This window comes from Kitasatospora sp. NPDC032150 (genome assembly GCF_055579945.1).
Genome location: NZ_JBVIMH010000030.1, coordinates 31,179 through 46,031, shown reverse-complemented (window position 1 = coordinate 46,031; position 14,853 = coordinate 31,179). Strand labels below are relative to the sequence as shown.

The 14,853-nt window shown below is 73.1% G+C and carries 9 protein-coding genes and 1 pseudogene; 2 read left to right on the top strand and 8 right to left on the bottom strand.

The window, feature by feature from the left end:
- Positions 1 to 52 precede the first annotated feature (52 nt).
- Positions 53 to 1,042 carry a GlxA family transcriptional regulator gene (locus ACZ5ON_RS27925; protein ID WP_465598397.1) on the top strand — a complete coding sequence of 330 codons (990 nt, stop codon included), beginning with the start codon at positions 53 to 55 and terminating at the stop codon, positions 1,040 to 1,042.
- Between the two features lie 225 nt (positions 1,043 to 1,267).
- Here the strand turns inward: ACZ5ON_RS27925 and ACZ5ON_RS27920 are convergent, their stop codons facing one another.
- The 7 genes from ACZ5ON_RS27920 to ACZ5ON_RS27890 form a co-directional block, all read right to left on the bottom strand.
- On the bottom strand, positions 1,268 to 2,302 hold the full coding sequence (locus tag ACZ5ON_RS27920; protein ID WP_465598528.1) for an N-acetylglucosamine kinase: 1,035 nt from the start codon (positions 2,300 to 2,302) through the stop codon (positions 1,268 to 1,270).
- A gap of 105 nt (positions 2,303 to 2,407) precedes the next feature.
- On the bottom strand, positions 2,408 to 3,694 hold the full coding sequence (locus ACZ5ON_RS27915) for a 6-phospho-beta-glucosidase (protein WP_465598394.1): 1,287 nt from the start codon (positions 3,692 to 3,694) through the stop codon (positions 2,408 to 2,410).
- Complete coding sequence (locus tag ACZ5ON_RS27910; protein WP_465598391.1) at positions 3,694 to 4,584, bottom strand: carbohydrate ABC transporter permease; 891 nt, start codon at positions 4,582 to 4,584, stop codon at positions 3,694 to 3,696. Before ACZ5ON_RS27910 ends, ACZ5ON_RS27915 begins: the two co-directional genes overlap by 1 nt.
- A 1-nt stretch (position 4,585) precedes the next feature.
- Positions 4,586 to 5,563 carry a carbohydrate ABC transporter permease gene (locus tag ACZ5ON_RS27905; RefSeq protein WP_465598388.1) on the bottom strand — a complete coding sequence of 326 codons (978 nt, stop codon included), beginning with the start codon at positions 5,561 to 5,563 and terminating at the stop codon, positions 4,586 to 4,588.
- A gap of 1 nt (position 5,564) precedes the next feature.
- Positions 5,565 to 6,911 (bottom strand): extracellular solute-binding protein, encoded by a 1,347-nt coding sequence (locus ACZ5ON_RS27900; RefSeq protein ID WP_465598385.1) that lies wholly within the window; start codon positions 6,909 to 6,911, stop codon positions 5,565 to 5,567.
- Positions 6,912 to 7,003: 92 nt separating this feature from the next.
- Positions 7,004 to 8,209, bottom strand: coding sequence for an ROK family transcriptional regulator (locus ACZ5ON_RS27895; RefSeq protein WP_465598382.1), 1,206 nt, complete (start codon positions 8,207 to 8,209; stop codon positions 7,004 to 7,006).
- Between the two features lie 223 nt (positions 8,210 to 8,432).
- Positions 8,433 to 9,566 carry a mechanosensitive ion channel family protein gene (locus tag ACZ5ON_RS27890; RefSeq protein ID WP_465598380.1) on the bottom strand — a complete coding sequence of 378 codons (1,134 nt, stop codon included), beginning with the start codon at positions 9,564 to 9,566 and terminating at the stop codon, positions 8,433 to 8,435.
- Between the two features lie 325 nt (positions 9,567 to 9,891).
- Here ACZ5ON_RS27890 and ACZ5ON_RS27885 point away from each other — a divergent pair.
- A pseudogene (locus ACZ5ON_RS27885) lies at positions 9,892 to 10,386 on the top strand (HNH endonuclease); the annotation flags it as partial.
- Between the two features lie 321 nt (positions 10,387 to 10,707).
- Here ACZ5ON_RS27885 and ACZ5ON_RS27880 read toward each other — a convergent pair.
- Positions 10,708 to 14,547, bottom strand: coding sequence for a beta-N-acetylglucosaminidase domain-containing protein (locus ACZ5ON_RS27880; protein ID WP_465598377.1), 3,840 nt, complete (start codon positions 14,545 to 14,547; stop codon positions 10,708 to 10,710).
- Positions 14,548 to 14,853: the final 306 nt, after the last annotated feature.

Sequence of the window (14,853 nt, the reverse complement as noted above, 5' to 3'; positions counted from 1 at the left end):
GGGGTGGCACGTGGTGAGTGGCGGGAGCGCCGATGATCGATAGATTTCTGCCATGAGTGCTGCGGTCGGCCCGTTCGCCATGCGTACGGTGGGGTGCCTGCTCTTCGACGGCGTACGGGCCTTCGACTACGCCGTGATCGGCGAGGTCTGGGCCAACCGGAACGCCCGGCCCGATGTGCCCCCCTTCGAGCTCCGGGTCTGCGGGCCCGAGGGCGTACGGGTGCGGCTCGGCGGCGGGCTGGAGCGGCTGCCCGACCACGGGCTGGACGCGCTCGCCGACTGCGACCTGGTCCTGGTGCCCGGAGTCGAGGAACCGACGGCGCCGCGCGACCCCGGGATCCTGGACGCGCTGCGGGCCGCCCACGCGCGCGGCGTGCCGATCGCCTCGCTCTGTGCCGGGGCCTTCGTCCTCGCCGAGGCCGGACTGCTGGACGGCCGCCGCGCCACCACCCACTGGGCGCTGGCTCCCGAGCTCGCCCGTCGCCACCCGGCGGTGGAGGTGGACCCGGAAGTGCTGTTCACCGGCGACGGCGAGATCTGGACCTCGGCCGGGGTCGCCGCCGGGATCGACCTCTGCCTGCACCTGGTCCGCTCGGCACACGGCCAGCAGGCGGCGGCGGAGATCGCCCGGGCGATGGTCACCGCGCCGTTCCGCTCCGGCGGGCAGGCCCAGTTCATCCCCTCGCCGGTACCCGTGGGCGGCGCCGACGGCGACCCGCTGGCGGCGGTCCGGGCCACCGTGCTCGGTACCCTCGAAGCGCCCTGGACGGTAGGCAAGTTGGCGAAGCTGGCGGCCATGTCCGAGCGCTCCTTCGCCCGTAACTTCACCGCCGCCACCGGGACTCCGCCCCTGCGCTGGCTGCTGGAGCAACGCGTCCTGGCGGCCCAGCGCCTGCTGGAGGAGACGGACCTGCCGGTGGACGAGATCGCGACCCGCTGCGGCTTCGGCTCGGCGGTCTCGCTGCGCCCCGCCTTCGTCCGCCGGATCGGCGTCGCCCCGCGCGACTACCGCCGGGCCTTCCGCGGCCGCGGCCCTGGGTGAGCCCGCCAGGACCCGGCGGACCGCACGGCCGGCCGGGTCACCTGGCCCGGGCGGTGACCGGTGCGCCCGCGGCGGTGACGGGTGCGCCGGGGCGGCCGGGATCGAGGACCGTCGGCCGCGCGCTGGGCGCGGGCCGGGCACCCGACCGGTGATCGGGTGCGCCGGGACGCCGCGGTACCGCCGGACGGGTCCGGCCGCCGTGAGGTGCGGTTGCCGGCCGCGGCCTCAGGCGGCCGCCTCGTGGTGGGCGGCGTAGGCGGCGCGCAGGCGGCGTTCGGCCACCGGGCCGCCGCCGAGCCTGCCCGCGGCGAGCTGGTCCAGGCCGAGCAGGGCGGCGCCGAGGACCGGCGGGGCGACCACGACCCGGGGCTCGGCCAGCGGTGCGGAGGCGGCCAGCCGGGCGGTGACGTTGTCGATCAGCAGGGGCTGCCGGGCGGCCAGTACTCCGCCGCCGAGCACCACCGGTGTCGGCTGGTCCAGCAGGTTCAGCCGGCGCATGGCGACCAGCGCGAGGCCGGCGATCTCGCAGGCCTGACGGTCGATCAGGCGCAGCGCGATGGTGTCACCCGCCTCCGCGACCTGGAACAGCACCCGGGAGAGCTCGTGCAGCCGGGTCTGTTCCAGCTGCCCGAGGTGGATCGCCTCCGCCACCGCGGTCGCGCTCGGCAGCCCGAAGTGCGCGGCGATGGCGGAGGCGAGCGCGGTGGCGGACCCGCGGCCGTCCTCGGCGCGGGCGGCGTGCCACATCGACTCGGCGGCCAGCCCCCCGCCGCCGCCCCAGTCGCCGGTGAGCCGGCCGAGGGCGGGGAAGCGCGCGGTACGGCCGTCGGGCAGCAGCCCGACGCAGTTGATGCCGGCGCCGCAGACCACCGCGACCCCGCGCGGCCCGTCCGTGCCGGCCCGCAGCAGCCCGAAGGTGTCGTTGGCGACGGTGCTGCCCAGCCCCCACGACCGGGCGGCGACCGCGGCCTGGAGCTGCTGCTCCTCGACGGGCAGGTCGGCGTTGGCCAGGCAGGCGCTGACGTGGGTGGTGAGTACCCCGTCGGCGGGTCTGAGGCCCGCCTCGGCGGCCGCCGCCTCGACCAGCGGGGCCAGCCCGGCGATGGCCTGCTCGGCGCCGTCCAGCTGCGGCTGGAAGCCGCCGCCGCGTGCCGAGCCGTGCACCGTGCCGTCGGCGCCGATCAGGGCGACGTCGGTCTTGCTGTTGCCGGCGTCGATGGCGAGCACGCCGGGAAGCTGCTCGGTCTGCTGCCGGTCCATCGGTTGGTCCATCAGTCCTCGTTCCAGGTCCTGTCCGGCCGCCTCGGGCAGCCGGCCGCGCCCGGAGGGGCCCGGCCGGTGTCGCATGGGACCGTCCGGGACGGTTCAGGCCCAGCTCAGGTGGGCGTGGTTGTGCGCCAGCAGCCGGTCGGTCAGCCGGTCCGCGAGGTCCAGCTGGCCGACCAGTGGATGGGCCAGCAGGGCGTCGAAGACCCGGTCCCGGCCGCCCTTGAGGGCGGCTTCCAGGGCGAGCCGCTCGTACGCCGTGACCGCGGCGATCAGGCCCGCGTACAGCGGCTCGACCGGCCGCTGCGGCAGCGGCCGGACACCCCGGGCGTCCACCTCGGCGGGCACCTCGATCACCGCGTCGTCGGGCAGGAAGGGCAGGACGCCGTCGTTGCGGGTGTTGACCACCTGGACGTCGGTGCCGCCGCTGGTGCCGAGCAGTGCGCCGATCAGCTGGACGGCGGCCTCGGAGTAGAACGCGCCGCCGCGCCTGGCGAGCAGTTCGGGCTTGCGGTCCAGCGCCGGATCGGCGTACAGCGCCAGCAACTGCCGTTCGATCTCGGCGACTTCGGCGGCTCGCGAGCCCTTGGTCCGCAACTCCTCGACCACCGCGTCGTGCTGGTAGAAGTAGCGCAGGTAGTACGAGGGGACCACGCCGAGGCGGCGGATCAGCGGCAGCGGCAGCCGCAGGTCCTCGGCGATCAGCGGGCCGAAGCCGTCCAGCAGGTCGGGCAGCACCTCGCGGCCGCCCGCCGCGCCCGGGGCGTCCAGCAGGGTGACGCCGCGCTCCCAGGTGAGGTGGTTGAGGCCGACGTGGTCGAGGCGGACCAGCTCGGGTGCGACGCCCAGGTGGGCGGCGAACTTGCGCTGGAAGCCGATGGCGACGTTGCACAGCCCGACCGCCCGGTGCCCGGCGCTCTGCAGCGCGCGGGTGACGATGCCGACCGGGTTGGTGAAGTCGACGATCCAGGCGTCCGGATTGGTGCGGCGGACCTGTTCGGCGATGTCCAGCACCACCGGGACGGTCCGCAGTGCCTTGGCCAACCCGCCTGCGCCGGTGGTCTCCTGGCCGACGCAGCCGCACTCCAGCGGCCAGGTCTCGTCCTCGTTGCGGGCCGCCTGCCCGCCGACCCGCAGCTGCAGCAGTACGGCGTCGGCCCCGTCCACGCCCGCCGCCAGATCCGAGGTGGTGGTGACGGTCGCGCGGTGCCCCTGCCGGGCGAAGATCCGCCGGGCCAGCGCGCCGATCAGGTCCAGCCGCTCCACCGCCGGGTCGATCAGCACCAGTTCGGCGATCGGGAGCGTGTCCCTCAGGCGGGCGAACCCGTCGACCAGCTCCGGCGTGTAGGTCGAACCCCCGCCCACGACGGCCAGTTTGAGAGACATCAGCCCTTGACCCCTGTCAGTGTCACGCCTTCGATGAAGGCTTTCTGTGCGAAGAAGAACAGCAGGATCACCGGCGCCATCACGAGCAGCGTGGCGGCCATGGTGAGGTTCCAGTCGGTGTGGTGCGCGCCCTTGAAGGACTCCAGGCCGTAACTGAGCGTCCAGGCGCCCTCGTTCTCGCTGGCGTAGATCTGCGGGCCGAAGTAGTCGTTCCAGCAGTAGAAGAACTGGAACAGCGCGACGGCCGCGACGGCCGGCCTGGCCATCGGCAGGATCACCCGCAGCAGGGAGCCGATCTCGCCGCAGCCGTCGATCCTGGCGGCCTCGACGTACTCCTTCGGGATGGTCAGCAGGAACTGCCGCAGCAGGAATATCGAGAAGGCGTCGCCGAACGCCATCGGGATGATCAGGGGCCAGAGCGAGCCGGAGAGATGGAGCTGCTTGGCCCAGAACAGGTACATCGGGATGACCGTGACCTGCGGCGGCAGCATCATCATCGAGATCACCGCCATCAGGGCCACCCTCCGGCCCCGGAAACGGAACCTGGCCAACGCGTAGGCCACCGGGACGCTGGAGACGACGGTCAGCGCGGTGCCCAGCCCGGCGTACAGCAGGGTGTTGCGCCACCAGCCGAGGAAGCCGGGGGTCCGCCAGACCTTGGCGTAGTTGCTCCACAGCCACTGGTGCGGCCACAGGTCGCCGGTGAGCGCCTGGCGGTCCGACATCACCGAGGTGAGGAAGACGAAGACGAACGGCAGCAGGAAGAACAGCGCCGCCGCGACGGCCGTCGAGTGGACGGCCACCCAGTGCAGCACGGCCCGTCTGCGGGCCAGCCGCACGGCGGTGGCGGTCTTTCCCGGCACGGGCGGGGACATGGTGGTCGTGGTCATCTCAGTCCTCGCTCCCCAGGCCGGCTCCATCGAGGAGGAAGCCCGAACGCCGGCGCAGCAGGGCCGAGGTGACGGCCATCGAGATGGCGAACAGGACCAGCGCGACCACACAGGCCGAGCCGGTGTCGAAGCGCTGGAAGCCGAGGTTGTAGACCAGCTGCGGCAGCGTCCAGGTGGAGCCGTGCGGGTAGCCGGGCTCGAACTGCTGGCCGGAGCCGCCGATCACCCCGCTGGCGACCTTCCCGGCGACGATCGCCTGCGTGTAGTACTGCATGGTCTGGATCACTCCGGTGACCAACGCGAACGCCACGATCGGCGAGATGTTCGGGAGGGTCACGTAACGGAACCGCTGCCAGGCGCCCGCGCCGTCCAGCTCGGCGGCCTCGTACTGCTCCCCGGGCACGTCCAGCAGCGCGGCCATGAAGATCACCATCAGGTCGCCGATGCCCCACAGCGCCAGCAGGGTGAGGGCCGGCTTGGACCAGGACGGGTCGTTGAACCAGCCCGGCTGCGGCAGCCCCAGGTCGCCGAGCAGGTGGTTGACCGGCCCGGTGCCGGGGTTGAGCAGGAAGGCGAAGGCCATCGTGGCGGCCACCGGTGGTGCCAGGTACGGCAGGTAGAAGGCGGTCCGGAAGAAGCCGGCGCCGGTCTTGACCTTGGTGATCAGCAGGCCGATGCCCAGGCCGAAGGCGACCCGCAGGGCGACCATCACGACCACCAGCCAGAGGGTGTTGCGCAGCCCCTGCCAGAAGAAGGGGTAGTGGTCGAAGACGTAGTCCCAGTTCTTCAGACCGCTGAAGACGGGGGCGGTGAAGCCGTCGTACTTCATGAAGGAGAAGTAGACGGTGGAGACCAGCGGGTAGGCGAAGAACAGGCCGAAGCCGATCAGCCAGGGGGACAGGAAAGCCAGGGTGCGGGCCCGCTCCCGGCGGCGCTTGCGCCGCAGTGCCGCGGAGTGGGCCGTGCTGTTGCCCGCCATGTCACTTCGCCTGCTCGACGGCGGCGTCGATCTCCTTGGCGGTGGCCGCGAGCCCGGCCGCCAGATCGGTCTGCTGCCCGGACTCGTACGCGTAGCCGAGGTTCTGCACCGACAGCTGGTAGGCGCCGCCGTTGATGCTGGCCGGCGTGGTGTTGGAGTGCGGGTTCCTGGCGATGTCGACGAAGGTCCTGAAGTTGGGATCGGCGTTCAGCTTGGGCGAGCCCAGTGCCGCGATGGTGCTGGGCACGTTGTGGATCGCGTTGGCGAAGCCGACCACGGCGTCGGTGTCGCAGGTCAGGTACTTGACCAGCTCCCAGGCGGCGGTCTGCTTCCGGCTGGTCCGGGCGATGCCGATGACGGTGCCGGTCTGGTAGCCGCGCCCGTAGGTGTCGGCCTGGTCGTCCGGCACCGGGAAGGGCGCGGTGGCCCACTCGAAGGGGACCTTGTCGTCGGCGAGCGAGGCGGTGCGCCACTCGCCGTCGATGGCCATCGCCACCTGGCCGGTCTCGAACGGGTTCTTGGCGCTGTACTCGTCGCCGAAGCCGGTACGGAACTTCTCCAGCTTCTCGAAGCCGCCGAGCTTTCCGATCAGGTTCTTCTGCCAGGTGAACATCGCGGCGACCTTGGGGTCGGTGGCGATGTCCGACCTGCCGTCGGCGGCGAAGTAGTCGGCGTCGTACTGGCCCAAGTAGTGGGAAGGGGTGGACTCGTAGCCGTGGAAGTTCGGCATGAAGCCGAGCTGCCGGTAGCCGTCCCCCTCGGCCACGGTCAGTTTGACCGCGTCCTGGTCGAACTCGCTGAAGGTCTTCGGCGGCGCGGTGATCCCGGCGGCGGCGAAGGCGGTCTTGTTGTAGTAGAGCCCGTACGCATCGCCGAGCAGCGGCAGCGAGCACTGGTCGCCCTCGAACTGGCTGTACTTGAGCATCGCGGCCGGGAAGGTCCTGGCCGGGTCCATCCCGTCCTTCTTCAGCAGCGGGTTCAGGTCGGTCCAGACGTGTGCCGAGCAGAACTTGCCGACGTTGTCGGTGCTGAAGGAGGCCACCACGTCGGGTGCGTCCGGGCCGCCCGCCCGCAGCGCCTGCTCGCTCTTGTCGTCGGCGATGTTGCCGACCACCTTGACGTGGATGTTGGGGTGCAGCTTCTGGAAGGCGTCGATGTCGGCCTGGACCGCCCTGGTCTCGTTCTCCTGGCTCCAGCCGTGCCAGAAGGTGATGGTCACGTCCTTGCCCGAGGCCGAGTCGTCGGTACCCCCGGCCGGGTCGGTGCCGGTGCAGGCGGTGGCGAGGAGTGCGAGGACGGCGCAGCCCACGGCGGTGGCCGGGCGGCGGGAGCGGCGGGGGGTGTGCATCGGTCGGTCCTCCTGGGGTGACGGGGGCAGGCGGCATCGCCCTTCGGCCCCGGCTCGGGGAATGGGAGGCGGTGCGCGGGGGGACGGGAGCATCAGTGGGTCGTGAAGGCCGCTTCCCGGGCGGCGGCCAGGGCGCGCTGCAGGGCGCCGTGCACGACGGGGGAGTCGGGCAAGGTACTGCAGCGCACCTGGGGACGGGGGATGCTGATCTTGGCCAGTTCCTCCTGGACCAGCCGGCAGAGCCGTTCGCCGCCCGCGGTGGGGGTGCGGCCGGAGAGCACCAGCAGCTCCGGGTCGACCACCGCGACCACCACCGACAGGCCGACGGCCAGCCGTTCGGCCAGGGTCCGCAGGAACAGGTCGCCCGCGCCGGGAGTCCGCAGGGCGAGCCAGACGGCCCCTTCGGCGGTCGGCACGGCCAGACCGTGCTCGGCGGCCAGGGCCAGCACCGCCTCCTCACCGACGAGTTCCTGGAATCCGCCGGAGTTCTTGCGGTGGACGTCGTGCATCACCGGGGCGCCGGGCACCGTCATGTAGCCGATCTCGCCCGCACCGCCGGTGAAGCCCCGGTGCAGCCGGCCGGCCAGCACTATCGCGGCACCGACGCCCTCGGCGGCCCAGAGCAGCACGAAGTCGTCGCAGCCCTGCGCGGCGCCCGAGGAGCGCTCGGCGACGGCGGCCAGGTTGACGTCGTTCTCGATGCTCACCGTGGTGCCGAGCGCCTCGGCCAGCTCGGCCAGCAGCCGGGGGGAGTGCCAGCCGGGAAGGTGCGAGGCGTACCTGAGCTTGCCGCTGACCGGGTCCAGCGCTCCGGGCACTCCGATCACGATCTCGCGCAGGCAGTCCGCCGGGAGGCCGGCCTGCCGGACCGTCTCGGCGACCGCCGCGACCGTCCGCGGCACCGCCTCGGTGGCGGGCCGGCCCCGGGTGGGGACGGTGTGCTCGGCGAGCACGGTGCCGGTGATGTCGGCGACGGCGACCCGCACCCGGGCGGTGTCCACGTCGAGCCCGGCGACGTACGCGGCGGCGGGGTTGACCCGGTACAGCTGTGCGTTCGGCCCCGGGCCGCCGGCCGTGGTGCCCACCGCCTCGACCAGCCGGGCCGACTCGAGACGGGCCAGCAGCTGGGAGGCGGTGGGCTTGGAGAGCCCGGTCATCGCGCCGATCTGGGTGCGGGAGAGCGGGCCGTGCGCCAGCAGCAGCTCCAGGGCGGCCCGGTCGTTGATCGCGCGCAGCAGGCTGGGGGTGCCGGCCAACGGGGTGGGTCTGCCCGACGGGGTGGGGATCTTGTCGTTCACGGCCCGATCCTCCTCTGTCCCTGGCGGTCCGTGCGGCGCTGGGGTGGGAAAGCTGACTGCCAGGAACTGTTAGGAAAGTTTCCAATCGCTGAGAGGACGTTAGGTCCCGCCGCCGGAGGGTGTCAATGACCGCATGGCGGGTGGATGCCGAAGCGTTACCGGGAACGCGGAGAGCCCCGTCCACCACCGCTCGGGTGGACGGGGCTCTCCGCCGGGTGTGGGGTCAGTCGGTCGGCAGCGGGATCGGCTTGGCGGCCAGTGAGCGCGCCGAGCTGGGATCGGCCAGTGCCGAGGGCGCGGACGACTCCACGGCGGGTGCCGCCACCACCGGCGCAGGATCCTCCTTCAGCTTCACCCCGGCCTCGTCGAAGGCGAGCTTCAGCCGCTGCCGCAGCGCCCGGCCGACCTTCGCCGACTCGCCCGGCGTGGTCCTGGCCTCCACCCGCAGCACCACCGAGTCGGCCGCCACCGACTCCACGCCCAGCACCTTGACCCGGCCCCAGATCAGCTCGTCGTACGGGGTCTCCTTGCCCAGCTGCTCGGCGGTCTCCTTGATCAGTCCCTCGACCCGCTCCAGGTCCTCCCGGTAGGCGATCTGGACGTCCACCGTGGCGGTGCCCCAGCCCTGGCTCATGTTGGCGATCCGCTTCACCTCGCCGTTGCGGATGTACCAGATCTCACCGTTGCCCCCGCGCAGCTTGGTGACCCGCAGGCCCACCTCCAGCACGGTGCCGCTGGCCACCCCGGTGTCGATCTCGTCGCCGACGCCGTACTGGTCCTCCATGATCATGAAGACCCCGGAGAGGAAGTCCGTCACCAGGTTCCGCGCGCCGAAACCGATCGCCACACCGGCGACACCGGCACTGGCCAGCAGCGGGGCCAGGTTCACCCCGAGTGCGGACAGCACCATCAGTGCGGCCGTCCCCAGGATGCTGAACGAGGCCACGCTGCGCAGCACCGAGCCGATCGCCTCGGCCCGCTGCTGGCGCCGCTCGGGGTTCACCACCCCGTGGTTGGCCAGCAGTCCGCCGAGCCGGCCGTAGTCCGAGTCGTGCTCGTGGTGCCGGGTCATCCGCGTTACCAGCTGTGTGATCAGCTTGCGGACCATGGCCCGCAGCACCAGCGCCAGCAGCACCAGGAAGACGATCCGCAGCAGTCCCTCGACCCAGCTCTGCCAGTTGGCGTCCAGCCAGCTCGCCGCCTGCCGGGTGCTGGCCGACACCTCGTTCGCACTGGTCGGCAGCTTGAGGTCGAGCTTGGGCAGGGGGTCGGACGAGGAGGGGGCGGAGGGGGTGGCGGTGGGGGTGGCGGTGGGGGCCGCGCTGGCGAGAAGGCCGGTGACACCGGACCGGAACACGTACGGAGCCTCTTTCCAACAGGGATCGGTGGTTCCGGACCAGCGTAGCGGCCGCGCGACACCCGGACGGACGCCCCATCAGGGACCCCGCGAGCCCCCGTCGCAGCCGCAGGTGCGCCCCGACCAGCGGCCTCGCGGTGCACCGGCGCCGGAGGGTGGGCATACCCGCTATGACGGAACCCACATCAGACCCGTTACACAGGAGTGGTGGCGCCCCGCCACGGCGTAAGGCGACACTGGTGGAGATCGCGTTGCGGAGAAAACGACGCGATCACCCGCTCGTCCCGGCGCGAGCCACGCGCCGCAGGCGTCCAAGGAGGCATCCGTGCCGCATGTCCTGGTCCTCAACGCGTCCTACGAGCCGCTCGGCGTGGTGTCCATGCGCCGAGCGCTCATCCTGGTCCTCAACCACAAGGCGGTCAGCCTGGAGGACTCGGGAGTCACTCTGCACAGCGCCACCAGCGCCGTCACGGCGCCGTCCGTCGTCCGACTGACCCGCTTCGTCCGGGTCCCGTTCCGAGGCCCCGTCCCCCTCACCCGCCGCGCGCTGTTCGCCCGTGACCACGGGCGCTGCGTCTACTGCGGTGCCACCGCCACCAGCGTCGACCACGTGATCCCGCGCAGCCGGGGCGGCCAGCACCGTTGGGACAACGTGGTGGCGGCCTGCCGCCGCTGCAACCACACCAAGGCCGACCGCCACCTCACCGAACTCGGCTGGCGGATGAAGCGCCCCCCGGCCCCGCCCAGCGGCCTGGCCTGGCGCGTCATCGGTACCGGCATCAAGGACCCGAGCTGGCGGCCCTACCTGGAGCCGTACGGCGGGGTCGAGCAGTTCCGCGAGTACGAGCACCACGACCATACCGAGTCGAACACGGCCCTGCCGGCCGCACTCGGCCGCTCCCACCCCGTCCACCCAGTCCACCGGGGCGACCGTCCCTCTCCGGAACCGCTCTCCGCCTGACCGACACGGGCCTGCCCGTCACACCGACCGGTACGCCTCATGGGCCGCCGGCGCACCCCTCAGTGGGAGCGCCGGCGGCCCGCCGTTCGCGCCGGGCGGCCGGCGAAGCGGGCCAGTCCGCGGATGTTCACCCCTGCCGCTGGAGACCGCCTCTCAAGGAGCGACCCCGCACGGGCCCACTCAAGGAGCGACCGCGTACAGCTCGATGCCGTACAGCGAGTACCCGTACTTGGTCGCCCGTGAGACGCCCTGCAGCCGCAGGTACTTCGTCCCCGGTGCGTCGAAGCGCACCGTCTCCGTCCCGCCCTTCCCGCCGGTCACCGAGGAGACCGTGGTCCAGGTGACCCCGTCCGGCGAGGTCTGCAGCTTGTAGGCGGAGGCGTACGCGGCCTGCCAGTGCAGCACCGCCGATCCCAGCCGGGCGGCCTGCGGCAGCGCCAGCTGCACCCAGGCGTCGTCCCGCGCGGGTGAGGACCACCGGGTCTTCGGGTCCCCGTCGTTGACCGCGGTGGCCGGGAAGTCCGGTGTCTCGTCGCCCGAGGAGGTGGCCGTGGCGGTGCGCGCCAGGTCGGCCCCGGCGGTGGCGGGCACCACGCGCACCTGGAGGACCTGACTGACCGTCGTCCCGCCCGCCGTGAAGGTGACCGGCACCTGGTACGTGCCCGAAGGGGTGTCCTTGGCAGCGGCCACCAGCAGCGGGGTGCCGACCTTCCCGCCGCGCGGCACGTTGACGGCGGCGGCCGGAGTGACCGTCAGCCCCTTCGCCGCCGCCGGGACCTCGGTCTTGAGGTCGCCGGTGGCGCCCTCCGGGCGGCCGGACTCGACCACGGCCTGGGTCTGCGCGGGGGCCGGGGCGCCCGCGACCACCTCGAGGGAGTCGTCGGCCAGGCTGAGCCGGGCCGCCGGGATGTCGGTGTACCAGGGGATGACCTGGTTCACCACGGGCGGCTCGCCGCCGGGCGCCCAGGTCAACCGGATGGCGTCCGCGCTGAGGCCGCCGGCCGGCAGCTCGTTGTAGCCGGGCTGCGCGGTGCCGATCGTCGCCCAGCCGTCCGCCCGGCGCACCTCGACGGTGGCGGTGGCCCGCACGGTCGGGTCGGTCAGCACGGTCACCCGGTCCATCGGGCGGGCCGTGCCCAGCTCGATGGTGAGCGGGGCGTCGTCGGCGGTCGGTGCGCTGGCGGCGCGGAACGCGGTGTCCGGATTGCCGTCGAGCACGGCCGACGGCGAGGAGCCGGGCGCGGCGGCCGGGCCGCCGGTGACCGTAGCCGGGGTGTCGCCCGGCGCCCCCACCGTGAACTCGCGCACCGCCACCGCCGTCTTCTGGCCGCTGGTGGCCCGCAGCCGGATGGCCTTGGCGACCGTCCCGGCCGGTGCCGTGAGGGTGATCGTCTTCTGGTTGTGCACCGTGGCCAGCTGTTTCCAGCCGCCGTCGGCGGTGGCGTACTCCAGCACCCCGTCGCGCAGGTAGTCGTCGGCCGCGCTCAGGGCGTCGGGGTCGTTGCCCCAGGAACCCATCAGCACCGTGATCTGGCCGATCGCCCGCCCCGGCCCGAGGCCGACCCCGATCGAGTCGCCGGCCTGCGGCGGGCGGGAGCTCCAGTAGAAGGTGTCCGTGGCGCCGTCCACCATCAGCGCGGGGCCGTGGTCGTTGGCGGTGCCCAGCGTGGTGGTCGGGGTCAGCGAGCCCGCGCTGACCCCCGACCAGTTGTCCGCCGCCTGCAGCGCCCGGTCCAGGAAGGGGTCGAGCACGCCCGACCCGACCGTCGCCCCGCTCTGGGCCAGCTGCTCGCGCAGTCGCCGCAGTTCGGTCCGGGCCTGCCAGGCGGCCGAGCCGTCACCGCCGCGCTGGGCGAGCAGCATGTCCACCGCGGACTGCCCGGCCCGGCCGTAGGTGCTCAGCTGGGCCAGCCAGGGGGCGGCCTCGCCGCCGATCGGCTCCTGGGCGAGCGCGCGCTGGGCGCCGGCCATGGTGGTGAAGGCGGCCCGGACCGGTGCCGCCGCGTCGTGCAGCTTCGCCAGGTCGGGCGGGCTGCCCGCGCTCGGCTCCAGCGCCGCCCAGAACGTCTCCAGCAGCGGCGTCAGATAGCCGGACTCGCCCTTCGCCAGCGGGGAGGACTCGCTGTTGGCCGCCAGCGTGGTGAGCGCCGTGAGCTTGGTGCCGTCGCCGGCCAGCGGGCGCAGCGCGGCCTGCAAGGAGTCGGCCGGGCGGTAGCCGGACGGGTTCCAGCCGAAGTCGGCCGCGGTCGCCAGCGGGATCCGGGAGGCCAGGGGCTGGCTCATCGCGGAGGTCAGCAGTACCGCCGACCTGCTCGCCACACCCGGGTCGCGGCCGGTGTAGCCGCCGAGGTAGAGCCGGTCCGGGGTGGAGTCGTTGGCCGGGTAGCTGTCCAGCGTCATCAGCGGGTGGCCGGCCGCCTGCTGGGCGGCCTGGGCGGCCTGGGCGTCCGTGATCTTCGCGGGGATCACCGCGCCGCCGCTCCAGGCGATCTGGACGCCCCGTGGCAGCGCGGCGGCCAGCGCCGACCGGTACGGGCTGGTGCCCGCCCGCTGGTACTCGGTCGGGACGATGGACAGCGGTGCCAGCTCGGGGTGCTTGGCGATCAGCCGGTCCTGCACCTTGGCGACCACCTGGGCCTGCGCCTTGGCGGCGGCCGCCGGGCCCTTGCCGAAGTTCTTCCGGTCCAGGGTGCAGTGCCACTCGTCGTAGCTGATGTCCAGGAACTGCAGCTGGAAGGCGCTGAACCCGATCTGCCGGAGCCCGTCCAGCTTGGCCACCAGCGCGTCCACGTCCCGGTCGGAACTGAAGCAGAACGACTGGCCGGGGTCGATCGAGTACCCGAGCGTGACATGGTTGCGCCGGGCCCGGTCCGCCAGCTGCCGCAGGTCGGCGGCCTGTGCCTCGGGGTACGCCTCACGCCAGCGGGTGAGCCGGAACGGGTCGCCGCCCGGGGCGTAGAGGTAGAAGTTCTGCTTGGTGCGGCCGAGGAAGTCCAACTGGCTCAGTCGCTGTTCGGTGGTCCACGGGGAGCCGTAGAAGGACTCGGCGATCCCGCGCACGGGCGCGCCGCTCGGCCAGTCCCGGACGCTGACGCCGGGGAAGCCCTTCGCGTCGCCCTCCTGGCTCTGTCCGTCCTGGGCCGGCCCGCTGCTCTGCCCCTGGCCGGCGGGCACCGGGGCGAGCAGCTGGCGCAGGCTCTGTGCGGCGTTGAACGTCCCGGTCTTGTCCACCCCGGCGAGCACCACCGCGCCGTACGTCCCGGCGCCGGCCGGCAGCTGGCCGATCGTCAGCAGATAGCCGCCGCCCGGCACCCCGTCGAGTGAGGGGACGGGGGCGTCCTTGTCCGCCGTGCCCGCCGCGGCGAGCTCGCGCAGCACCCGGTCGGTCGTGCCGCCCGAGCCCTCGGCGGGCCCGCCGACGTACACCACCAGCGACCCGGCGTCCGGGAGCCGCGGCACCATCGTGGTGATCCGGGTGGCTCCGGCGGAGCCGAGCACCTCGCGCACCACGTCCAGCGCCGCGCCGTCGGCGTCGGGAGCGGCGGCCAGCACCACGTCCCGGGGAACGCTGACGGGGCGTCCGGAGGTACGGAGTTCCTGCGGGCGCGGGTACACCTGGGGGTCGGTCACCGTGCCCAGCTGCACCGGCTGGTCCTGCTGGGCAGTGCTGACCGCGGTCTGCCCCTGCGGCGCACCGGCGTACGCGGGCGGGCCCACCAGCAGTCCGCTCACCACCGCGGCGGCCGACAGGGTGGCCGCGAGCTGCAGCGCGGCCCGGCGGGGGCCGGCACTGCCGACGGCCCGTCGTTCGGCCCGCACCGAGGCCAGCAGCGGTTCGGTGCCCTTGAGATCCGCGATCAGCCGGTCCGCCGTCTTCGGCGCCAGCTGCCGTGCGGTGCGTGCCGTCGCCCGGCGCGCGGCCAGCGCCGCCGGATGCTGGAGCACCTCGCGCAAGGCCGCGCTGTGCTCGATCTGCTGCCTCAGCCGCCGCCCCGCGAATTCCGAAACCCGCGCCTGCACAGCAGCCTCCTCGCACCCGAAAACCCCAGTTCACCGGCCCGGTGCCTGTACACCCCCGGCTGGTTTGCCACCCTCGGCCCCACCCGCCGCACAGCCCACCAGCTACCTGGTCCGGTGTCAACGTGGCTGATGGGTATAGATGATATGTCCCATACATTCCCCTAACGACCATCGGATCGGCCCGGTCTCAGCCCGTGCGCGGGCTCCGGTCCCGATGGCCGTGCCGCGAGGGCAGGTTCACCCGTCCGGTGGTCGGGACCGGTCGTGTCGTGCGGGGTCGGGTGCGGTGGGCGCGGGTAGGACTGG

Excerpts from the sequence above, each read along its gene's own strand:
- ACZ5ON_RS27925 (WP_465598397.1), top strand. The coding sequence starts at position 53 with ATGAGTGCTGCGGTCGGCCCGTTCGCCATGCGTACGGTGGGGTGCCTG.
- ACZ5ON_RS27920 (WP_465598528.1), bottom strand. The coding sequence starts at position 2,302 with ATGGACCGGCAGCAGACCGAGCAGCTTCCCGGCGTGCTCGCCATCGAC.
- ACZ5ON_RS27915 (WP_465598394.1), bottom strand. The coding sequence starts at position 3,694 with ATGTCTCTCAAACTGGCCGTCGTGGGCGGGGGTTCGACCTACACGCCG.
- ACZ5ON_RS27910 (WP_465598391.1), bottom strand. The coding sequence starts at position 4,584 with ATGACCACGACCACCATGTCCCCGCCCGTGCCGGGAAAGACCGCCACC.
- ACZ5ON_RS27905 (WP_465598388.1), bottom strand. The coding sequence starts at position 5,563 with ATGGCGGGCAACAGCACGGCCCACTCCGCGGCACTGCGGCGCAAGCGC.
- ACZ5ON_RS27900 (WP_465598385.1), bottom strand. The coding sequence starts at position 6,911 with ATGCACACCCCCCGCCGCTCCCGCCGCCCGGCCACCGCCGTGGGCTGC.